Origin of the sequence: Luteimonas sp. S4-F44, assembly GCF_022637415.1 — a bacterium.
In the GTDB taxonomy this organism is placed as follows: Bacteria; Pseudomonadota; Gammaproteobacteria; order Xanthomonadales; family Xanthomonadaceae; genus Luteimonas.
This window is the reverse complement of the sequence record NZ_CP093340.1, coordinates 2,104,182-2,123,816: the sequence shown is the minus strand read 5'-3', so window position 1 is coordinate 2,123,816 and position 19,635 is coordinate 2,104,182. Positions and strand designations below refer to the sequence as shown.

General features: G+C 67.8%; 18 protein-coding genes. 12 read left to right on the top strand and 6 right to left on the bottom strand.

All coding sequences use genetic code 11. The annotated features are described in order from the left end of the window. The first annotated feature begins 64 nt into the window (after positions 1 to 64). Together MNO14_RS09755 and MNO14_RS09750 are read left to right on the top strand one after the other, a co-directional pair. Positions 65 to 1,960 (top strand): ATP-binding cassette domain-containing protein, encoded by a 1,896-nt coding sequence (locus MNO14_RS09755; RefSeq protein ID WP_241946314.1) that lies wholly within the window; start codon positions 65 to 67, stop codon positions 1,958 to 1,960. A 24-nt stretch (positions 1,961 to 1,984) separates the two neighbouring features. After that, positions 1,985 to 3,334 carry an aminodeoxychorismate synthase component I gene (locus tag MNO14_RS09750; RefSeq protein ID WP_241943567.1) on the top strand — a complete coding sequence of 450 codons (1,350 nt, stop codon included), beginning with the start codon at positions 1,985 to 1,987 and terminating at the stop codon, positions 3,332 to 3,334. Positions 3,335 to 3,426: 92 nt separating this feature from the next. Here MNO14_RS09750 and alr read toward each other — a convergent pair whose 3' ends face one another. Together alr and MNO14_RS09740 are read right to left on the bottom strand one after the other, a co-directional pair. Further along, on the bottom strand, positions 3,427 to 4,503 hold the full coding sequence (alr, locus tag MNO14_RS09745; protein WP_241943566.1) for an alanine racemase: 1,077 nt from the start codon (positions 4,501 to 4,503) through the stop codon (positions 3,427 to 3,429). Positions 4,504 to 4,529: 26 nt separating this feature from the next. Then, positions 4,530 to 5,846 carry a D-amino acid dehydrogenase gene (locus MNO14_RS09740; RefSeq protein WP_241943565.1) on the bottom strand — a complete coding sequence of 439 codons (1,317 nt, stop codon included), beginning with the start codon at positions 5,844 to 5,846 and terminating at the stop codon, positions 4,530 to 4,532. A 152-nt stretch (positions 5,847 to 5,998) separates the two neighbouring features. Here MNO14_RS09740 and MNO14_RS09735 point away from each other — a divergent pair, with 152 nt between their 5' ends. Both MNO14_RS09735 and MNO14_RS09730 read left to right on the top strand, forming a co-directional pair. Further along, complete coding sequence (locus MNO14_RS09735) at positions 5,999 to 6,490, top strand: AsnC family transcriptional regulator (protein WP_183425550.1); 492 nt, start codon at positions 5,999 to 6,001, stop codon at positions 6,488 to 6,490. A 53-nt stretch (positions 6,491 to 6,543) separates the two neighbouring features. Continuing rightward, positions 6,544 to 7,167 carry a DTW domain-containing protein gene (locus tag MNO14_RS09730; RefSeq protein WP_241943564.1) on the top strand — a complete coding sequence of 208 codons (624 nt, stop codon included), beginning with the start codon at positions 6,544 to 6,546 and terminating at the stop codon, positions 7,165 to 7,167. A 328-nt stretch (positions 7,168 to 7,495) separates the two neighbouring features. Here MNO14_RS09730 and MNO14_RS09725 read toward each other — a convergent pair whose 3' ends face one another. Beyond that, positions 7,496 to 8,131 carry an SGNH/GDSL hydrolase family protein gene (locus tag MNO14_RS09725; RefSeq protein WP_241943563.1) on the bottom strand — a complete coding sequence of 212 codons (636 nt, stop codon included), beginning with the start codon at positions 8,129 to 8,131 and terminating at the stop codon, positions 7,496 to 7,498. Between the two features lie 341 nt (positions 8,132 to 8,472). Between MNO14_RS09725 and MNO14_RS09720 the strand changes: the two genes are divergently transcribed. After that, complete coding sequence (locus MNO14_RS09720) at positions 8,473 to 9,255, top strand: 3-oxoacyl-ACP reductase (RefSeq protein WP_241946313.1); 783 nt, start codon at positions 8,473 to 8,475, stop codon at positions 9,253 to 9,255. Positions 9,256 to 9,392: 137 nt separating this feature from the next. Continuing rightward, the gene (locus tag MNO14_RS09715; RefSeq protein WP_241943562.1) at positions 9,393 to 11,471 is read left to right on the top strand and encodes a C1 family peptidase; all 2,079 of its coding nucleotides are present in this window, start codon (positions 9,393 to 9,395) and stop codon (positions 11,469 to 11,471) included. Positions 11,472 to 11,519: 48 nt separating this feature from the next. Here MNO14_RS09715 and MNO14_RS09710 read toward each other — a convergent pair whose 3' ends face one another. Further along, positions 11,520 to 12,671, bottom strand: coding sequence for a cytochrome P450 (locus tag MNO14_RS09710; RefSeq protein ID WP_241943561.1), 1,152 nt, complete (start codon positions 12,669 to 12,671; stop codon positions 11,520 to 11,522). A gap of 577 nt (positions 12,672 to 13,248) precedes the next feature. Here MNO14_RS09710 and MNO14_RS09705 point away from each other — a divergent pair. Beyond that, entirely contained in the window at positions 13,249 to 13,629 is a 381-nt protein-coding gene (locus tag MNO14_RS09705; protein ID WP_241943560.1) for a tautomerase family protein, read from the top strand. Positions 13,630 to 13,722: 93 nt separating this feature from the next. On the opposite strand, the gene MNO14_RS09700 is transcribed toward MNO14_RS09705, so the two are convergent. Then, positions 13,723 to 13,917, bottom strand: coding sequence for a hypothetical protein (locus MNO14_RS09700; protein ID WP_241943559.1), 195 nt, complete (start codon positions 13,915 to 13,917; stop codon positions 13,723 to 13,725). A gap of 282 nt (positions 13,918 to 14,199) precedes the next feature. On the opposite strand from MNO14_RS09700, the gene MNO14_RS09695 reads away from it, so the two are divergent. The 5 genes from MNO14_RS09695 (at position 14,200) to MNO14_RS09675 (ending at position 18,902) form a co-directional block, all read left to right on the top strand. Further along, complete coding sequence (locus tag MNO14_RS09695; protein WP_241943558.1) at positions 14,200 to 15,099, top strand: restriction endonuclease; 900 nt, start codon at positions 14,200 to 14,202, stop codon at positions 15,097 to 15,099. Positions 15,100 to 15,222: 123 nt separating this feature from the next. Further along, positions 15,223 to 16,851: a DUF4034 domain-containing protein gene (locus tag MNO14_RS09690; protein WP_241943557.1), complete on the top strand. Its 1,629-nt coding sequence runs from the start codon at positions 15,223 to 15,225 to the stop codon at positions 16,849 to 16,851. Between the two features lie 570 nt (positions 16,852 to 17,421). Continuing rightward, complete coding sequence (locus MNO14_RS09685; protein ID WP_241943556.1) at positions 17,422 to 17,691, top strand: hypothetical protein; 270 nt, start codon at positions 17,422 to 17,424, stop codon at positions 17,689 to 17,691. 76 nt (positions 17,692 to 17,767) lie between these two features. After that, positions 17,768 to 18,469, top strand: a complete 702-nt coding sequence (locus MNO14_RS09680; RefSeq protein ID WP_241943555.1) for a hypothetical protein — start codon at positions 17,768 to 17,770, stop codon at positions 18,467 to 18,469. Positions 18,470 to 18,530: 61 nt separating this feature from the next. Next, positions 18,531 to 18,902, top strand: a complete 372-nt coding sequence (locus MNO14_RS09675; protein WP_241943554.1) for a YajD family HNH nuclease — start codon at positions 18,531 to 18,533, stop codon at positions 18,900 to 18,902. Between the two features lie 267 nt (positions 18,903 to 19,169). Here the strand turns inward: MNO14_RS09675 and MNO14_RS09670 are convergent, their stop codons facing one another. Continuing rightward, positions 19,170 to 19,619 (bottom strand): FKBP-type peptidyl-prolyl cis-trans isomerase, encoded by a 450-nt coding sequence (locus MNO14_RS09670; RefSeq protein WP_241943553.1) that lies wholly within the window; start codon positions 19,617 to 19,619, stop codon positions 19,170 to 19,172. Positions 19,620 to 19,635: the final 16 nt, after the last annotated feature.

The window sequence follows — 19,635 nt, the reverse complement described above, 5'->3', positions numbered from 1 at the left end:
TGCGTCCGATGTCCAGGACTGCGACGGCGGTCCGGTCCGCGGCGCGGACCGCTACACTGTGCGGATGCCTTTGATGACCTTGAATGCCGTCGACTACAGCGTCGGCGGCCCTTTGCTGCTGGACGGTGTCGAGCTGGCGATCGAGCGTGGCGAGCGGATCGCGCTGATCGGCCGCAACGGTGCCGGCAAGTCCACCCTGATGCGCCTGATCGACGGCGAGCTGAAGCCCGACGACGGCGAGATCCGCCGCGAGCAGGGCGTGCGCGTGACACGCCTGGAGCAGGAAGTGCCCGCGGGCGCCGACGGCAGCATCTTCGACGTGGTGGCCGGCGGTTTGGGCGAGGCGGGCGCGGCGCTGGCTGAATACCACCGCCTGCTGCACGCCGAGGACTACGACGCACTCGCCGACGTCCAGGCGCGCATCGACGCCCTCGACGGCTGGCGCATCGACCAGCGCGTGACCGAGGTCCTCGAACGCCTGCAGCTCGACGGCGATGCGGCATTCACGCGGCTGTCGGGCGGCATGAAGCGCCGCGTGCTGCTGGCGCGCGCGGTGGTCTCGGCGCCGGACATCCTGCTGCTCGACGAACCGACCAATCATCTCGACATCGCCGCGATCGACTGGCTCGAAGGCTTCCTCAAGCAGTGGTCCGGCGCGATCGTGTTCGTCACCCATGACCGCCGATTCCTGCGCTCGCTGGCGACGCGGATCATCGAGATCGACCGCGGCAAGCTGACCAGCTGGCCCGGCGACTGGGACAACTACGTGCGCCGCCGCGAAGAACGTCTCAACGCCGAGGCGCAGGAGCAGGCGCGTTTCGACAAGCTGCTGGCGCAGGAAGAGGCGTGGATCCGCCAGGGCATCAAGGCCCGCCGCACCCGCGACGAAGGCCGCGTGCGCCGGCTCAAGGCGATGCGCCTCGAACGCGCGCAGCGCCGCGATCTCACCGGCAACGTACGGATGGCCGCGGCCTCGGCCGGCAATTCCGGCAAGAAGGTCGTCGAGCTCAAGGACATCAGCTTCGGCTTCGGCGAGCGCACCCTGATCCGCGATTTCTCCACCACGATCTTCCGCGGCGACCGCATCGGCCTGATCGGCGCCAACGGCACCGGCAAGACCACGCTGCTCAAACTGCTGCTGGGCGAACTGCAGCCGCAGACCGGCGAGGTGCGCGCGGGCACGCAGCTGCAGATCGCGTACTTCGACCAGTACCGCGCGACGTTGCGCGAGGACTGGAACGCGTTGGAGAACGTGGCCGAGGGCCAGGACTTCGTCGAGATCAACGGCACCCGCAAGCACGTGATCGGCTATCTACAGGATTTCCTGTTCACGCCCGAGCGCGCGCGGGCGCCGATCACCCGCCTGTCGGGCGGCGAGCGCAACCGTCTGCTGCTGGCCAAGCTGTTCGCGCAGCCGTCGAACCTGCTGGTGATGGACGAACCGACCAACGACCTCGACGTCGAGACGCTGGAACTGCTCGAAGAACTGCTGGGCGAGTATCCGGGCACGCTGCTGCTGGTCAGCCACGACCGCGACTTCCTCGACAACGTGGTCACCTCGACGCTGGTGATGGAAGGCGAGGGTCGCGTCGGCGAGTACATCGGCGGTTACGAGGACTGGCTGCGCCAGCGCCCGCAGCCGGGCGAGGCGCTGCCCGCGACGACGCTCGCGGCGAAATCCGCAGCGAGCGCCGTGCAGGCCGCCTCGACGCCGGCGGTGGCCGAGGCGCCGGTCGCAGCCAAGCGCAAGCGCAGCTACAAGGACCAGCGCGAACTCGAGCAATTGCCCGGTCGCATCGAGCAGTTGGAGAGCGTCATCGCGCGCATGACCGAGGAGATGAACACGCCGGCCTTCTATCAGCGCGATCCCTCGGCGATCGCCGCGCACGGCCAGGCGTTGCAGGAGGCGCAGGACGCGCTCGATGCCGCGTACTTGCGCTGGACCGAACTCGACGCCTGACCCTCACCCGCGACGGCCGCCCCCGTGCTGATCACTCGACCGCTGCCCGCCGACACCGACCTGCTCGCGCTGCAGCGCGCCGCGCCCGCGCGCCATCCGCTGCTGCTGCAGTCGGTCGCGCACGGCACCGCACAATCGCGCTGGGACCTGCTGCTGGCGACCGACGGCGCCTCGCTGCGACTGGACGCCGACGGCACCACCCGCGACGCCGACGATCACCACCTCGACGGTGCGTTTCTCGATCTTCTCGATGCGCAGTGGCACGCCGCACGCATCGATCGCGACGAACCGCGCTGGCCGTTCCGCGGCGGCTGGGCGCTGTATCTGGGCTATGAACTGGCCGCGCAGGTCGAACCGGTGTTGGACCTGCCCGCCGCTGTCGGCCATCTGCCGGTCGCGATGGCCTGGCGCTGTCCGGCCGCGGTGCTGCGCGACCATGCCACCGGCGAGGTCGTCGCGGTCGCCGAACCCGGCCACGCCGCGCTGCTCGACGCCTTGACAGAGGCAGCTTCGGTAGCGGCTGCGCCGTTGCCGGCCTGGCGTGAACCGATTGCGCTCGACGAGGACGCCCCGGCGCGTTTCACCGATGGCGTGCGCCGCGTGCTTGACTACCTCGCCGCCGGCGACGTGTTCCAGGCCAACCTCTCGCGCGGCTGGCGCGCCAGCTTCGAAGGCGCGCTCGACCCCGCCGCGCTCTACGCCCGCCTGCGCGAGCACAATCCCGCACCGTTCGCCGGCTTGCTGCAGGGCGCGGGCTGGGCGGTCGCCAGTGCCTCGCCCGAGCGTCTGGTGTCGGTGCGTGGTGATCTCGTCGAGACCCGGCCAATCGCCGGCACCCGCGCACGCTTCGATGGCGACGATGACCTTGCCCGCGTGCAGGAACTGGTGGGCCACCCGAAGGAACGCGCCGAGCATGTGATGCTGGTGGACCTGGAGCGCAACGACCTGGGGCGTGTATGCGTGGCCGGCAGCGTCGAGGTCGACGAGCTGATGTGCGTGGAGAGCTACGCGCATGTGCACCACATCGTCAGCAACGTCCGTGGCCGGTTGCGGTCCGATGCGACGCCGGGACGGACGATTGCCGCGGTGTTCCCCGGCGGCACGATCACCGGCTGCCCGAAGGTCCGCTGCATGCAGATCATCGCCGAGCTCGAAGGGCAGGGCCGCGGTGCCTACACCGGCGCGATGGGCTGGCTCAACCGCGATGGCGATCTCGATCTCAACATCCTGATCCGCAGCGCCGAGATCGAAGGCAACACCGCGCGCTTCCGCACCGGCGCCGGCATCGTCGCCGACTCCGACCCCGCGCGCGAACTCGACGAAACCCGCGCCAAGGCCCGCGGCACCCTCCGCGCGCTGGGGTGCGAGGGCTGAAGCGCAATTTGCGTAAGCACGGACGCCTCGCGTGATCACCTCTCCCGCCCGCGGGGGAGGTCGGCGCGCATCGCGCGCCGGGTGGGGCGCCGTCAGGTCTCCGCCATCGACACCAGCGGCACGCGCCTGACGCCGCACAGCAGCCGGTACGCGCTCGTCTGGCTGCGCGCGACGACCTCGCCGGCCGGGACCTGGCGGCCCCACAGTTCGACCTGGCTGCCGACGCCCGCTTGCGGATGCTCGGTCAGATCGACGGTGAGCATGTCCATCGACACCCGGCCGATCAGCCGACCCGGGCGCCCGTCGATCGCAACCGGCGTGCCGGTGGCGGCGAACTGCGGGTAGCCATCCGCGTAGCCCATCGCCACCACGCCGACGCGCGTCGGCCGCGGCGTCACAAAAGTCCCGCCGTAACCCACGGGTTCGTCGGCCGGCAGCTCGCGCACCGCGATGACCTGCGATTGCAGCGTCATCACCGGCTGCAGTTGCGCCGCGGCCGGATGCCCGGGCGCGAACGGCGATGCGCCATAGAGCATCAGCCCCGCGCGCGCCCAGTCGCCGCGCGCCTGCGGCCAGGCGAGCAGGGCGGGGGAGTTGCACAGACTGGTCTCGCCTGGCAGGTCGGCGGTGACCGCGGCGAACGTGGCAATCTGCTCGCGCGTGCGGTCATGTTCGGGCTCGTCGGCGCGCGAGAAGTGGGTCATCTTCAGCAAACGCCCGACCTGCGACAGCGCGCGCAGCCGTTGCCAGGTCGCGGCATAGGCGCCCGGATCGATGCCGACGCGGTGCATGCCCGAATCGAGCTTGAGCCACACGTCCAGCGGCCGCGACACCGTCGTGCGCGCGAGCGCTTCGACTTGCCAGGACGCGTGCACGACCATCCACAGGTCATGCTCGGCAACCAACGGCAGCTCGTCGGCGGCGAGCACGCCCTCGAGCAGCAGGATCGGCGCGGTGATGCCGGCCTCACGCAGCGCCAGCGCTTCTTCTAGGAACGCGACCGCGAAGCCATCGGCTTCGCTCGACAGCGCCTGCGCGCAGCGCACCGCGCCGTGGCCGTAGGCGTCGGCCTTGATCACCGCCAGGACCTTGCCGCCGCCGAGGCGGCGGGCGAGTCTGTAGTTGTGGCGCAGAGCCTCGAGGTCGATCAGCGCGCGAGCGGGGCGCATTGCGGGTGTCCTTGCTGCGGGGAAAATCAGCGAGCCATTGTCGCGCCTGCGACGCTGCGCGTGTCCGCCAGCGACGCAGTGTCCCGTGCATGTCCGTAGCGGGAGAGGTCGAGTCCGTCGCTGCGGATCGCGGTCGGCTGCATCGCCATCAGGTCGGCCAGGTAGCGGCCCGAGCCGCAGGCCATCGTCCAGCCCAGCGTGCCGTGGCCGGTGTTGAGGAACAGGTTGCGGTAGCGGGTGGCACCGACCACGGGCGTGCCGTCGGGCGTGGCCGGCCTCAGGCCGGTCCAGAAGTCGGCCGCGGCGAGGTCGCCGCCATGCGGATACAGGTCGCCGACCACTTTTTCCAGCGTCGCGCGCCGACGCGGATCCAGTCGCATGTCGAAGCCGGCGACCTCGGCCATGCCGCCGACACGGATCCGGGTGTCGAAGCGGGTGATCGCAACCTTGTAGCTTTCGTCGAGCACTGTGGACACCGGCGCCATCGCCGGGTCACGGATCGGGATCGTCAGCGAATAACCCTTGAGTGGGTATACCGGCACGTGCAGGCCCAGCGGTCGCAGCAAGGCAGGCGACCAGCTGCCCAGCGCCATCACGTAGCGGTCGAAGCGCTCCAGGCGGCCATCGATGCGCACGCCGTCGATCCGGTCGCCGCTGCCTTCGATGCGCTCGATCGTCTGCCCGAAGCGGAACGTCACGCCTTCGTCCTCGGCCAGTGCGGTCAGTCGCTCGGTGAACAGCCGACAGTCACCGGTCTGGTCGTCGGGCAGGCGCAGCGCGCCGGTCAAGCGGTCGGCGACGCCGGCCAGCGCCGGCTCCACGCGCGCAATGCCGGCGCGGTCGAGCAGTTCGTAGGGCACGCCGGCCTCGTCGAGCACCGCGGTGTCGCGGCCGGCGTGGTCGAGCTGCGCCTGGGTGCGGAACACCTGCAGTGTGCCCAGCTGGCGCGCCTCGTAGGCGATGCCGGTCTCGGCGCGCAGGGCGTCCAGGCAGTCGCGGCTGTACTCGGCCAGCCGCACCATGCGCTCCTTGTTCACCGCGTAACGCGCGGCGGTGCAGTTGCGCAGCATCTGCGCCAGCCACAGGTACTGCTGCGGATCGGAGGTGAGTCGGATCGCCAGCGGCGCGTGCCGTTGCATCAACCAGCGGATCGCCTTGAACGGCACGCCCGGCGCTGCCCAGGGCGACGCGTAGCCGGGCGAGATCTGGCCGGCGTTGGCATGGCTGGTCTCGCAGGCCGGGCCGCTCGCCCGGTCGACCACCGTCACCTCGAACCCGGCGCGCGCCAGATACCAGGCGCTCGTTACGCCGATCACACCGCTCCCCAGCACCAGCACCCGCATGTGCGCGACTCCGCAAGACATTTTGCCGGCGCAAGGCGCGGCCGGCACGCAATCCGCGCAGTATAGTGGCGGTTCGATAGTCGATTCCGCTGTTTTGAAGCGTGGTTCATGGCGGATTGTCCTGCCGCGCGCCGCTCTTGCCCGGAGTTTTCATGCCCGTCCCGCGCACCACCCGCAGCCGCCCGCTCGACCGCATCGACGCGCGCATCCTGCGCATCCTGCAGGAGGATGCGCGCATCTCGTTTACCGAGCTCGGCGAGCGCGTCGGGCTGTCGACCACACCGTGCACCGAACGCGTCCGCCGGCTCGAGCGCGAGGGCGTCATCCAGGGCTATCACGCCCGGCTCGACCCCGCGCGGTTGAAGGCCGGGCTGCTGGTGTTCGTGCAGATCGGCTTGGCCTACAAGTCGGCCGACATCTTCGAGGAATTCCGCCGCGCCGCCCTGCGCGTGCCCAATGTGCTCGAATGTCACCTGATGTCAGGCGATTTCGACTATCTGATCAAGGCGCGCATCCCGGAGATGGCCGCCTATCGCGAACTGCTCGGCAGCAGCCTGCTGACGCTGCCGCATGTGCGCGAATCGCGCAGCTACATCGTGATGGAGGAAATCAAGGAGACGCTGGCGCTGGCGATCCCGGACTGAGACGGCGGGCGGCGCGTCCGCTCGACGTTTCACCGATGACGCCGCCTCTTGCCATGGCCCGCATCCGTTGCCCCCGCTGCCTACGCCCGGTCTCGCATTGCCTGTGCGCGTGGATCCCCGATCTGCCCAGTCGCAGCCGGGTCCTCGTGCTGCAGCATCCCGACGAGGCCGCGCATCCACTCAACACCGCACGGCTGGCGGTGCTTGGTCTGCGCGGCGCCACCGTGTGGGTGGGCGAGCGCTTCGCCGACCTGCCGGCCTGGCTCGAGGCGCCTGGTGTGCGTGCGCTGCTGCTGTTTCCGGGCGAAACGGCTGTCGATCCCGAGGCCTGGACGGCGGCAGGCGAGGGCGCGCAGACGCTGCTCGTGGTGCCGGACGGCACCTGGCGCACGGCCCGTCGCCTGTTGCGCCTGAACCCCGCGCTCGCAGCGCTGCCGCGCCTGGCGCTTGCGCCGGACCGGCTATCGCGCTACCGCGTGCGCCGCGCCCGCGAGCCGAATGCACTGGCGACCGTCGAGGCCATCGCCGCCGCGCTCGACATGCTCGAGCCCGGTGGCGGCTTCGAGGCGCTGCTCGTCCCGTTCGATGCGATGGTCGACGGGCAGATCGCGGCGCAGGCAAAGCGGGAAGCGGGAGACGCGGGGGCCACACAAGAAGCGCAGGCCGCACGGCCATAAGCCGAGGTCTGGCGCAGGAGTCCGGGCGTTGGACGCGCGCGGGCGCAATGATCCGGGCAAATCGGTTACCAGACCCCCAGAATCAGTGCCGCAGTGCGATTGCGATAGCGCCGATAGGCGTCGCCAAACGTGGCCTCGAGCAGACGCTCCGGCATCCCTGAACTTGCGCCGGAACGACAGGAATACGATCAGTAGCGCGAAGAGCCCGCGCACGTCGCCGACGCGAAGCGCAGTGAGGTTGAGATTCTCGCGCTTCTTCGTTTGCTTCGAAGGCGATACGGCGTCAGATCGTCTCGCAGCTGTTGGTCGCCGGCCCTGTACGAAGGATCTAGGCGACGACCGGAGCCAGGGCGCGCCCCAGTTGCGCATGCTGATCGGCATCGAGATGCACCCCGTCGATACGACTACTGGTCGTCACCGAATTCGCATCGAAGAAATAACAGTTGGACTCATCAGCGACCTGGCGTAGAGCACTGGCCAATCCGACAGAAGCCACATCTCCTCCGGCAAATTTCGGCGCGATCGGCCCGCGGGGGGTATCCAACGCCGGAGGGGCGACGATCAGAATCGGCGGAACGGGCATTCCGGGCTCGATAGGGGCCAGGCGCGCAGCAGAAACGACAGCCGCAAGACCGCTAGCGGAATGCCATGGCGAGTGCCGGTGCATCGACTGAAAGTCGTTAGTGCCTAGTAGCAATATAAGAAGATCGAGAGGCGCATGCGCCTCCATGACTTGTTGCACACCGTCAAGTGCACGCCTTCCTGGCTTGTAAGGATCGTCGAACGCAGTCCTGCGACCATTGAGGCAGTCCTCGATCACGCGTGGCCTGGGGAGTCCCAGAGCATTCAGCTCGAACTCCAGAATCCCTGGCCAACGATCATCGAACGCAAGCCGGCGCCTTGTCGTGGGCACGATCCCCCAGGTGAGTGAGTCCGAGTACACGAGGATGGTGAAACGCGGCATGGTTCATTCCTTTCATGACGCCAACTCAAGGACGCGTCGGACAACTTGCTCGTACTCACTGCGACTGCTGGCGGAAGATGCGCGCACAGAGTCGCATGGCACCGCCATGGGGACAAAGGCGGGGCGCCATCAAGCGACCATCGTGTCCCCCCCGAATAGCGCGTACACGCCCGGATACCGGGGGAAGGTCGCGTGGCAAGCGAGCCGCGGGCATGGACGGGCAGGTGCACAAGGCCCCGTCAAGAGGCCGGAGGCCGATGTCACTGATTGCCCGAGTTGGCTGGCCAGCAGCGCCTCGAACCCATCCAGCAATGGCATGCTTGCCGACTGTTCTCGCCTTGATGGATGTGCCGATGTCGCTCCCGCTCTCCGACCAGATCGTCCTCGTCACCGGTGGTGCGCGTGGCTTGGGGGCCGCGATCGTGCGCGCGTTCCTCGGCCAGGGCGCGCGCGTGGTCGTCAATCATTTCCGCAGTGCCGCGGCCGCCCAGGCGCTGGTGGAGGAGTTCGGGTCCGAACGCGCGCTCGCGCTGCGGGCCGATGTCACCGACCGGGCGCAGGTCGCCACATTGTTCGAGCAGGCGCACGCCCGGTTCGGTGCGCCGGTGACCACCGTGGCCAACAATGCGCTCGTCGATTTCGCCTTCGATGGCGATGCGCGCCCACAGGGCGAGACCATCGAGTGGGCGCGGTTCTCGGCGCAGTTCGAGGGCAGCGTGCGCGGGGCGCTGAATACGATCCAGTCCGCCGTGCCCGGCATGCGCGAGCGCGGCTTCGGGCGCGTGATCAACATCGGCACCAACCTGTTCCAGAACCCGGTCGTCCCGTACCACGACTACATCGCGGCCAAGGCCGCGCTGCTCTCGCTCACGCGTACGATGGCCGCCGACCTCGGCCCGCACGGCATCACCGTGAACATGCTGTCCGGCGGATTGCTGCGGACCACCGATGCGAGCGCCGCGACCCCCGAGGCCGTGTTCGACCTGATCGCCGCCAGCACGCCGCTGCGCCGCGTGACCACCCCGGCCGAGTTCGCCGACGCGGTGCTGTTCTTCGCCTCGCCATGGGCCCGCGCTGTGACCGGCCAGAACCTCGTCGTCGACGGCGGCCTGGTCAAGGACTGAGCGGTCGCGGCTCCTGCGACAGCCTCCGCGCACGCTGCCGCGACGGCGACCTGCAACCGGTGCACACTGCATGCGGGCATCCGCCAAGGCCGGTGGCAGGCACCGGCCGCGTTCGACGCAGGCACGCAGGAGGCAGCATGGCGACCACGACCCCCCGCACCGGCAAGGCGCCGCGCACGACAGCGGCCACGCCGCGGCTGTTCGACGCCCGGCCCGACACCGCCGACTTCCGCGACCGCATGTTCGAGCCCACGCTGGTCGACGTGCCCTCGGAGATGCCGCTCGAGCACTTCCTCTCGCTGAAGGTCCCCGTGCTCGACCAGCGCAGCGACGGCGCCTGCACCGCCTACGGTCTGGCGACCGTGGCCCATACGCTGCTGCGCCGCCGCCGGCCCGAACCGGTCACCCGGCGCGTGAGCACGCGCATGCTCTACGACATGGCCCGTCGCTACGACGAATGGGAAGGCGAGGACTACAGCGGCTCGAGCTGCCGCGGCGCGATGAAAGGCTGGCATCGCCATGGCGTCTGCGCCGAGGAGTGCTGGCCGGCCCGCTCCGGGCCGTTGCACGAGGTCTACACCGAAGAACGCGCCCGGGCCGCGCAGGAGCACCCGCTCGGCGCCTACTACCGCGTCAACCACAAGGACCTGGTGGCGATGCACGCCGCCTTCGCCGAGGCCGGCGTGCTCTACGCCTCGGCGGCGGTGCATGACGGCTGGCTGGTGCCGCCGGCCTCCGGCGTCATCGCCTGGGCCGAGCAGCCGGTCGCTGGCTGGCATGCGTTCGCCATCGTCGGCTACGACCGCGATGGCTTCTGGCTGCAGAATTCCTGGGGCACGCGCTGGGGCCGACGCGGCTACGGCTGGGTGAGCTACGACGAGTGGCTGCAGCGCGGCACCGATGTCTGGGTCGCGCGGCTGGCCGTGCCGGTGCGCCTGCAGCGCGTGCAGGCCACGGCCACCAGCAATTCGTTCCTGGCCCGCCAGTCCAACAGCTACGCCCAGGCCGACCTCCGCCCGCACATCGTCAGCCTCGGCAACGATGGTCGCCTGCGCACGACCGGCCGCTTCGGCACCAGCCAGGAGGCCGTGCGCCACCTGGTGCGCGACGATCTTCCGCGCATCACCCGCGACTGGCCGAAGAAGCGTATCGCGCTCTATGCACACGGCGGCCTGGTGCCCGAGGAGGCCGCCATCCAGCGCGTCGCCGACCTGCGCGAACTGATGCTGCCGCAGCAGGTCTATCCGCTGTGCTTCGTCTGGAAGACCGGCTTCTGGAGCACGCTGGGCAACCTGTTGCGCGATGCCGTGCGCCCGCGCACCGAGGGCCTGATGGACCGCGCCAAGGGCCTGCTGCTCGACCGCGTCGACGACACCATCGAACCGCTGGCCCGCGCACTGGGCGGCAAGGCACTGTGGGACGAGATGAAGGAGAACGCGCTGCTGGCGACCAATGCGGTCGTGCGCAGCGGCGATGCGATCACCGAAGCCGGCGGCGCGGCCCAGGTCGCACGCCTCCTGGGCGAGTGGATGCAGGCCGACCCCGACGTCGAACTGCACCTGGTCGGCCACAGCGCCGGGGCCGTGCTGCTTGCGCCACTGGCGCAACTGCTGACCACCGAGGGCCGCGTCGCCGACGGCCCGGCCGCCACAATGCAGGGCATCGGCCAGCGCATCGCCAGCCTCACGCTGTGGGCGCCGGCGATGACCATGGACCTGTTCGAGCAGACCTTCCTGCCGGCACTGCAGAGTGAGCGCATCGGCCACGGCGCGCTGTTCACGCTGACCGACCGCGCCGAGCAGGACGACCATTGCGCCCGCATCTACAACAAGTCCCTGCTGTACCTCGTGGCCCACGCCTTCGAGGTGCGTGCGCGCAGCTGGGTGCGCAGCGAGCATCGCCATGGCACCCCGTTGCTGGGCATGGCCCGTTTCATCGAGGCCCATCCGGGCATCCGCGACCTGCTGGCCACCGATCGCCTGGACTGGATCCAGTCCCCGGCCCGCGAGCCGCCCGCCACCGTTGCCGACGGCAGCGCGGCGACCCGGCACGGCGATTTCGACAACGACCCCGAAACCCTGCAGGCCACGGTGTGCCGGATTCTCGGCCGTCGCGACGGCCGGGCCCCGGTGCGCATCCACCGCACCGAGTCCGGACTAGAGGACAGCCGCAACCGACTGTGCGAGGCGCTGGAGACCCCGCCGCCGCGAGGTTAGGCGAGGGCGGGCCGCATCATCGCGTCGTGCACCGCGGGCCAGTGATGCTCAGGGCGCCTCGAGCCGGCATCGCGGCGGGGAGAACATCGTGTTCGCGCACGGCGACCTGCCGACCTTGACGAGCTGCAAGCTGCCCAGTGCGGCTGCATGCCGGACCACGGCCGCCAACCAGCGGATCTCGAACTGCGAGCCGATGCAGGCGCCCGGGCCCGCCGAGAACGGCATGAACGCCGTCGGCCGCGGGTCTTCTTGCCATCGCTGGGGCGCGAATGCGCGCGCATCGGGCCAGGCGTCGCGATGCCGGTGCAGCACGAACACCGGAATCACCAGGTCGTCATCGCGCAGCGCTTTGACCGGCCCGACCTGATGGTCCTTGAGCACGCGCCGACCATGCGCCGAGGCCGGTGGCCACAGGCGCAGCAATTCCAGCGCGACATGCTCGGGCTTGCAGGTGAACACCTGCGCCCGGCTGTCCGCTGAGGTGTCGACGCCGGCCACGGTGTCCATGTGCAAGACACACGCAAGCCACGCCAGCATCACCCCCGAGGCGCCGACCACCGACAGCACGGCGTGCAGATAGACCTCGCCGCGCGCCGCGCCGCTCAGGACGCCATCGCTGCGCAGCACCGCCGGCAGCTCGGCATCGCAGGTGGTAAGCAAGGCCGCGACCCGCGAGGCCAGCCCCTGCGCGCGTGCGATCTGCGCATCGTCGAGGTGCGCGTGGACGAGCTTGGCGTGGAAGACATCGCCGATGTACACCCGGACCGCAGCCGCCAACTCGGGATTGCAGTCGAAGCCCAGCATGTCGGCGACCGAGTCGAGCGCGGCCAGCAGGGCGGCGCGATGCAGATCGCCCGATGCCGCCGCGAGCGCCACAACGGCGATACGCGCTGCCGCATCGACATCGTGCCGGGCGGCCGCGCCGTGCAGCCAGCGATTGAGTTCGGTGACGGTGGCGGCGGGCACCCGCTGTTTGTCGCCGAACTGCCACACGCTCGGCTCGCGCGCCAGCCAGTTGTCGCTGTCGAGCAAGGCCCGGCGCGCCAGCGCAGCATCGCAGACCACCACATCACCGATCCAGGCGCGGTAGACCGGACGGCGCTCGCACTTGCGCAGCAATGCCTCCATGCGCCGCCAACCGGCGTCGTCGGCGACGCGGCCGCCCAGGAATCGGCCCACGACGGGGAGCTTGTCGAGCATGGATCTCCTTCTCCATAAAACAAACGCCGCGCAGCACGAAGCTGCGCGGCGCAGTGTCGACGCGCGACTCAGCCCAGATAGATACTCGGCCAGAGGTAAGCGTACTTCCACACGGCCTTCTGGCGGCCAGACCCGGTACGCAGCACCGAACGCACGAAACGCTTCATGATCTTATCTCCTTGTCGTCATGAGATCGAGAACAACGGGGCAAGCCGCCGATACGACCGCAAAAAGAACCGCGGGACATGCCGACACCCGTTGCGTTCCAACTGTCTTAGCGCGAACCGATGCGTCTGCGCATTTTCCCCTGCAAGCGCCGCGATCCGCGCCGGCAGTCTAGGCACAGTTTTTGGTCGCTTGCAATCACTTCGCGCGCGGGCGCCGGAGGCACCCGCGGATGCGGGGTATTGGCCAGACGTCACCCCGTATGGCACCGGCCGATGGGCCAAGTCGGCGATCCCCAATCCGCCGCGATCATGGTGGCGCGCCTGCGGCGCTGCAGGCGGGGCACAGCGCATCCGAACCTCGTCGAGCGCATACTCCCACCTCTTGTCATCGAAGGTTTCCGGAGGCCTCCATGCCGCTTGTTCGTATCGATCTGCGTAAAGGCAAGGACGCCGGGTATCGCGAGCGGGTGGGGCAGGCGGTCCAGGACGCGCTGGCTGGGGCGGGCGTGCCCAGCGACGACCGCTTCCAGATCATCCAGGAACATGACGAGGACGGCCTGGTATTCGATCGGGGCTATCTTGGAATCGCGAGGACCGATGACTTCATCGCCATCCAGATCACCTGGAGTGAAGGCCGCAGCCTGGAGCAAAAGCGGGCGTTGTATCGCGCGATTGCCGACGGCCTGCACGCCCAGGTCGGTCTACGCCCCGAGGATGTTTTCATCAACCTGGTCGAAGTCAAGAAGGAAAACTGGTCGTTCGGGGATGGCGAGGCGCAGTACGCGCCATGAGCTCGGCGGCGTTATCACGCGCCGCGGCGTGCTCGTCGCCTGATAGGGGGGTACTCGTCGCGAAAAGTAAGCTTCTTGGCCGAAAATCGGCGTTCAGCGCGTTTCCAGCGACGCTTGCAGCGCCGCGGCCAGCGCCGCATCGCCACTGACCAGTTCTGTCCAGCGCAGTTCGAGGCCCTTGCGCTTGCCTTTGGGCACGAGCTTCAGACCGTCGGGATCGATGGTCAGCACATACGGCGCGTCATCGATCTGCACTTCGCGCTTGAGGGGTTTGTCGAGTGGGGTCATGGCGAACTAGGGGATGTAAGGGCCGCCGACGCTACCGCGGGCAGGGTCAACACGGCGGGATGGGCGGTGCTGCAGTGGCTGGGCGTTGCCTGTGCGCTGGCGCAGTGAGACGGTATCCTACTCAGGCTCAGCCTTCACCACGCCGAAGGAGAGAGGCGATTACCTCGCTTATTCAGCCCTTGCCGCTCCATGAGCTCAACAGAGTGGTAGCTAACCGTTCCAGGTTCACTTATCTAGGATGAAACCGCGCGAGCGGTGACGTAGGCCAGTCAGGGGGACGGCATGCGACAGGGATTGAAGCGGGTGGCGCATCGTCGCGACGATGCGCTGACTGGGGTGCGGTGGGACCGGCTGGAGCATCTGCTCGCCGCGCACTACCGCAACGCGGGTTATCAGGTCACGCACGTGGGGACGGGCGCGTCGGCTGGCCGGTTCGATGGTGGTGTCGATCTAGAACTGCGGCGCGACGGGCGGTTGTTGCTGGTGCAGGTCAAGCACTGGAATGCCTACAAGGTGCCTCACAACGATGTGCACCAATTAATTGGCGTGATGGTCAACGCCAAGGCCGACGGCGCCATTGTCGTGACCAGCGGCGAGTTCACTCGCGCTGCGATTGAAGCTGCCGTCCGCAATGGCCACGTCCAATTGATCGACGGCGACGAACTCCGCGCCATGCTCGGCCCACTGCCGGACGCGCCGCCTGCCGCAACCCGCACCGCCGACACGCTGGCCGCCCAGGTCGGCGAGCACTTACTGAATACCGCGCTCAATCGCGCTGTGCCTGCTGGACGCAGGGCCGCGAAGTCGTATGCCAAAGCCACCGGCATTGCGCTGCTGTTGAAGTTCATCGCGCTTTGCTTGCTGTTGCTGGTCGCCTATCAGGTGATCCAAGGCCTGAGCCGGAACTTGAACCTGAGCCTCCAGAACGTCGGTCGATCTGCTGTCGTTACGCCACCGCGTTACGAGGCGGCGCCGTCGGTCGCGCCACCTCGTGCTGCGATCGCGCTGGTACCCGCGGCTCAGAACTTCTGTATCGAACGCGACCCACGCACAGGCGCGACTGTAGATCGTTGCGTGGAGCACGCCACACGGCCCAAGCCGACGCTCGCCGAAGTCCGTGAGTCGCAGCGCAAGGCGGATGCGGCGATGGAGGTGCTGCGCGCTTCGACACCGGAAATGTAGGGGCGGGCTTCTTGTTCCGGTTGGCGTTAGTGGTTATGTCAGTAGCTCCAAGTCGGGGAGCCAAGCGCCTTCTTCGACGTTTCGTAATAACAAAGCCGAGAAATTTTGATAAAGCGAGTAGACATGCAAAGCAAGGTGTTTTTTACGTCGGCGCCGAAGATGCTGTTTGATTCCCAGCGCAGGCGTACATTTGGGTCAGTGGCCTTGCTCAGCGCTCTGGTGACGGCTGCCGGTAGCGCGCCTGCCGCCGTACTGGACCTGCCTGCAATACCGGACAAGCCGCAAGGCGAACAGTTTGTGGGTGTAGGGGCGCCATGGCGCGACTATCTGATCGCCGTGCGCGCCGCGAGGCAGATGAAAGACCCGCTTGCCCGTTGTCTGGCATGGCCCGATCTGCCAGACAACGCTTGGCCTTCCGGTCACGCAGCGGCGCATTGTCACTATCACTTTGCCAATGCGCCTTCGCCCGCGCAGACGAAGGCGCTGCTCGATGCCGGGCAGGTAGACGTGCTTGAAGCGCAACTCGCCGCGGTCTCGGCGGGCCATGGGCAGCGCGAGGAGGCCGAGCGCATCCATACGTTTGTCCACGACGTGACCAAGCTGCCGGAGGATGAGCGCGATGCGCTCACGGCACAATGGATCGAAGCCGCGCCTGATAGCGCGTTTGCGGTGATGATGCGCGGGCACCACCACTCCAAAATGGGGTGGGCGGCGCGAGGCTTAGCATGGGCGTCGGAGACCACCCCTGCCCAGATCGAAGCGATGGAAAGCCACTTCGTCGAGGCTGTACAGCTCTATGGCCGGGCCATCGAACTGGATCCTGCGTTGACGCAGGCCTACATCGGCATGATGGAAATAGCGAAGGCAGTGTCCGACAGGGATCTAGAGGCATGGGCATTCGCACAAGCTCAGCTCGCAGGGCCAGCGTGCGCCGAGGTCGCGCTGTCGCGCATGGGGGCGTTACAACCGCGATGGGGTGGGGCATTGCAGGCAATGGCGCAGTACGCGCAGACTTTGGCATCGAATGTGGAGAAGTATCCGCTACAGGCCAACCAGCTCGCAGCGCCTTACGTCGAAGCGGTGCGTATCGAGATGGCAGAAGATCGCTACACGCAGGGCGCTGCGGACGTCATCGACGAGGCCGTCCGGATGGCGTCGAATGAGGATGCGCTCGCAAGAGCGGCGCAGCTGAGTTTTCATCGGTCCGACGGAACGTCCGTAGACGAGATCAAGGGCCTTGCTTTGCTTCTGCAACGTGAACGTTTTGCTCTGTTGACGCCCTGGCAGGCGCGACAGGTTGCAAGTCGGCTCGTGCGCGGGGAACCCGAATGGGCATTCGCGACGGCCGCGGATGCAGTAGCGCGCAGCCCGGACGATGCGTACGGCCAGTATCTCCTTGCCGCAGCCAGTTACAACATCGGTCGGTTTGAACTTGCCGAAGCGCACTATCAGCTGGCCCGGAAGGACCCGAGCCAGGAGCAGGTGGTCCTGCGCGAACTGGTGACGATGTGGATGTACGACGCCGGGTTGCCTACTGAAGACGCAATGGCGAAGGCAAGTCCGTATCTCGATGCGCTTTTGGAGAAGTATCCTCGCGACGGTCGCGCGCATATCTTGGACTGGTCGCGTCGTGAGTCCCTGGGTCAACCCATTTCGAGGCGGTGGTTCGAGAATTTCCTTGAAGTGGCGGATTCGAACGACCCCCTTCAGGTACAGGCGATCGAGAACGTGAGGCGCGCGCTTGCCGAGTGACACTTGAGCCTGATTGCGGCAGCGCCGGAGAGCAAAGTCCGACCCTTGGCTCTCCGGTGCTGTCTTCATGAAGCATGCCGCAGGTGGGCTCGCAACCCCTCGACGAAGTGCCCGCGCCGGGGCTTCGGGTCCGGGAGGGGCCACCGCTGTACAACGTGAATGCGAGTCGGGCCATCGAGCGGCGGCGTGACCATCGCAGCGAGTTGCATTGAGCGAACGCGGTCCGCAGCCGCTTGCGTGCTGCGGGCCGCATCGGTGTCTGAGTTCACTCGCTTCTGTTTGCGTCAGTCGCTTGGTGTCCCGCCGCTTGGTCAACGGCAAAGGCATTGCGCTGCCGTGCGTCACGGGCGCCGGTACGTTGAAGACACGCGGATGCAGACCTCGCTCGTCAGATCACGTCTGATGGGCGCAGCATAAGAAGGTCTTTCTGCCATCTAGGGGCAGCCCTAGATATGGAAATCAACGGCCTTTCACGCGCCATTTACGTAGTCCAATCTCGCCTGAAGGCTCACGGTGCCAGCGGCACGAACGCCGCTATATTCCGGACTCCCCCGAAGCAGGAGAACCGGAATGTTGCTCACCCCTCAGCGTCGTAGAACGGCGCAAGTGATCGGCGTGGCGCTCGTCGCCTCCGTGGCACTGGGTGGCTGCGCCACCTACAAGGAAGACTTCGCACGCATCGACTCGCGCCTGGACTCCCTGGACTCGCGCGTGCAGGGTGCGGCCCAGAGTGCGGAATCCGCCAACCAGTCCGCGACGCAGGCCAACCAGCGCCTGGATCAGATGGAGCGTCGCGTCCAGCAGCTCGAAACGGCGCCGCGCCGCACGCCGCGCGGTTGATTTGATCGAACCGGGACCTGCGGGCCTGCGAGCCGCGGGTCCCGGTGTTTCACCGTCCTTGTCGAGGAGTTGCCCCATGGCCCAGTCCACACACGCTGCAAGGCGGGTCTTCCACAGTGTGCTGCTGCTTGCGTTGGCATCCGCGAGTGTGGGCGTCGCCATCGCAGAAGATGCCGTGACGACACCTGCCGCTTCGGTCGACCAGCTTCCGCCTGGGCAAGAGGTCTCGGACATGGTGATCGAGCTGGCGGGCTGGGTCATCGCGGCCAATGACAACCACGGCTATCCGTTCGCGGTGATCGACAAGGCGGCCGCGCAGGTCCTGGTGTTCGGCGGCGATGGCCGACTGCGTGGCGCAGCCCCCGGGCTGTTCGGGTCTGCGATCGGCGACCATGCGGCGCCCGGCATCGCCGGTCTTGCGCTGCGTGAGATTCCGGGCCGCGATCGCACCACGCCTGCCGGTCGCTTCGTGGGCGGTTATGGTCCATCGATCGACGCCGGGCGGGTGCTCTGGGTGGATTACGATTCGGCGGTCTCGCTGCACCCGACTGCGAGTGGCACGCCCGCCGAGCGACGTGCCGAACGCCTGGCCTCACCTTCGCCGGACGACAACCGCGTCACCCACGGGTGCATCAACGTCTCTTCAGACTTCTATGAGCAGGTCGTGCGCTCGACGTTCGAGAAGGGCGGCGTGTTTTACATCCTGCCTGACAAGGATTCGATCGCGGAAACCTTTCCGGAGTTTGCGGAAAGCCGCGCGGCGAAGGGCGCCGACTGATACAAGTCGTGGTGCCCAGGCACGTGGACCTGCTGCTGTCACGGGGCGCTAGACTCTGCCCATGCCGACACCCGACCCGTCCAAGCTCGACCGCATTGTCGCCGAGGCCCGCCGCAGCGCCGAACAGCGCAACAACGGGTACCGCGAGCGCGCGTTGAAGCTGTACCCGTGGATCTGCGGCCGCTGTGCGCGTGAGTTCACCCGCGCCAACCTGCGCGAGCTGACCGTGCATCACCGCAATCACAACCACGACGACAATCCGCCCGATGGCAGCAACTGGGAGTTGCTCTGCATCTACTGCCACGACAACGAGCATGCCCGCCAACTCGACCACACGGGCGTGAGCGCGCGCAATGCAGAGGACGTGCCCGCCGCGGCAACCTCCAACCCGTTTGCGGATTTGAAGGCGAGGCTCGAGAAGACGCGGTCCTGACCAGCGCTGTACTGGCTGGCCGCGACATTGGCCGCCTTTGAGGCGGCGAAGACGGCATTAATGTCTTGCTGCCTGCGCGTTGCCTTCGAACCGTGTTTGGCCGGCGCTATCGCAATGCTGGGCGCGAACGGGCGGCCGGAATGATGCGATGACGCAAGGGCGTGGGTGTCCGCCGATTGATCGCCCGCTGCGCGTCCTGGCCGGAGGCGGCTCGTGATGCAAGCACTGAAAGCTTCTGAACTGCCACCGGCTCTATCAGGTTCCGCCTTACTTCCCCTGTGGTCGGATTTCCAACAGCTCCACCTCGAACACCAGCGATGCGCCCGGCGGGATCACCTTGCCGGCGCCGTTATCGCCGTAGCCGAGCCAGGCTGGGATGTGCAGTTCCCGCGTGCCGCCGGGTCGCATGCCGGCGACGCCTTCGTCCCAGCCCCGGATCACGCGGCCGGCGCCCAGTTCGAACACGAAGGGCTGGCCGCGATCGTGCGAACTGTCGAACTTGGCCCCGCGCTTATCGGGCGCGTTCTCGTTGTAGAGCCAGCCGGTGTAATGCACGGCCACGTCGTCGCCGGCTGTCGCGGGTGCGCCGTCGCCCTCGGTCATGTCGATGCGCTGCAACTCGGTCACATCGCCACCGGTGTAGGGCGCCGGGCTGCCGCACGCCGCAAGCAGCAACACGGAGAGCAGGGCGGCATGGCGAAGTGCGCGGTTGGACATGATGTCTGGCAGTGCG

Bases quoted from the DNA above. Each gene is read 5' to 3' on its own strand.
- MNO14_RS09755 (WP_241946314.1), top strand. From the start codon at position 65: ATGCCTTTGATGACCTTGAATGCCGTCGACTACAGCGTCGGCGGCCCT.
- alr (WP_241943566.1), bottom strand. From the start codon at position 4,503: ATGCGCCCCGCTCGCGCGCTGATCGACCTCGAGGCTCTGCGCCACAAC.
- MNO14_RS09740 (WP_241943565.1), bottom strand. From the start codon at position 5,846: ATGCGGGTGCTGGTGCTGGGGAGCGGTGTGATCGGCGTAACGAGCGCC.
- MNO14_RS09735 (WP_183425550.1), top strand. From the start codon at position 5,999: ATGCCCGTCCCGCGCACCACCCGCAGCCGCCCGCTCGACCGCATCGAC.
- MNO14_RS09730 (WP_241943564.1), top strand. From the start codon at position 6,544: ATGGCCCGCATCCGTTGCCCCCGCTGCCTACGCCCGGTCTCGCATTGC.
- MNO14_RS09725 (WP_241943563.1), bottom strand. From the start codon at position 8,131: ATGCCGCGTTTCACCATCCTCGTGTACTCGGACTCACTCACCTGGGGG.
- MNO14_RS09720 (WP_241946313.1), top strand. From the start codon at position 8,473: ATGGATGTGCCGATGTCGCTCCCGCTCTCCGACCAGATCGTCCTCGTC.
- MNO14_RS09715 (WP_241943562.1), top strand. From the start codon at position 9,393: ATGGCGACCACGACCCCCCGCACCGGCAAGGCGCCGCGCACGACAGCG.
- MNO14_RS09710 (WP_241943561.1), bottom strand. From the start codon at position 12,671: ATGCTCGACAAGCTCCCCGTCGTGGGCCGATTCCTGGGCGGCCGCGTC.
- MNO14_RS09705 (WP_241943560.1), top strand. From the start codon at position 13,249: ATGCCGCTTGTTCGTATCGATCTGCGTAAAGGCAAGGACGCCGGGTAT.
- MNO14_RS09700 (WP_241943559.1), bottom strand. From the start codon at position 13,917: ATGACCCCACTCGACAAACCCCTCAAGCGCGAAGTGCAGATCGATGAC.
- MNO14_RS09695 (WP_241943558.1), top strand. From the start codon at position 14,200: ATGCGACAGGGATTGAAGCGGGTGGCGCATCGTCGCGACGATGCGCTG.
- MNO14_RS09690 (WP_241943557.1), top strand. From the start codon at position 15,223: ATGCAAAGCAAGGTGTTTTTTACGTCGGCGCCGAAGATGCTGTTTGAT.
- MNO14_RS09685 (WP_241943556.1), top strand. From the start codon at position 17,422: ATGTTGCTCACCCCTCAGCGTCGTAGAACGGCGCAAGTGATCGGCGTG.
- MNO14_RS09680 (WP_241943555.1), top strand. From the start codon at position 17,768: ATGGCCCAGTCCACACACGCTGCAAGGCGGGTCTTCCACAGTGTGCTG.
- MNO14_RS09675 (WP_241943554.1), top strand. From the start codon at position 18,531: ATGCCGACACCCGACCCGTCCAAGCTCGACCGCATTGTCGCCGAGGCC.
- MNO14_RS09670 (WP_241943553.1), bottom strand. From the start codon at position 19,619: ATGTCCAACCGCGCACTTCGCCATGCCGCCCTGCTCTCCGTGTTGCTG.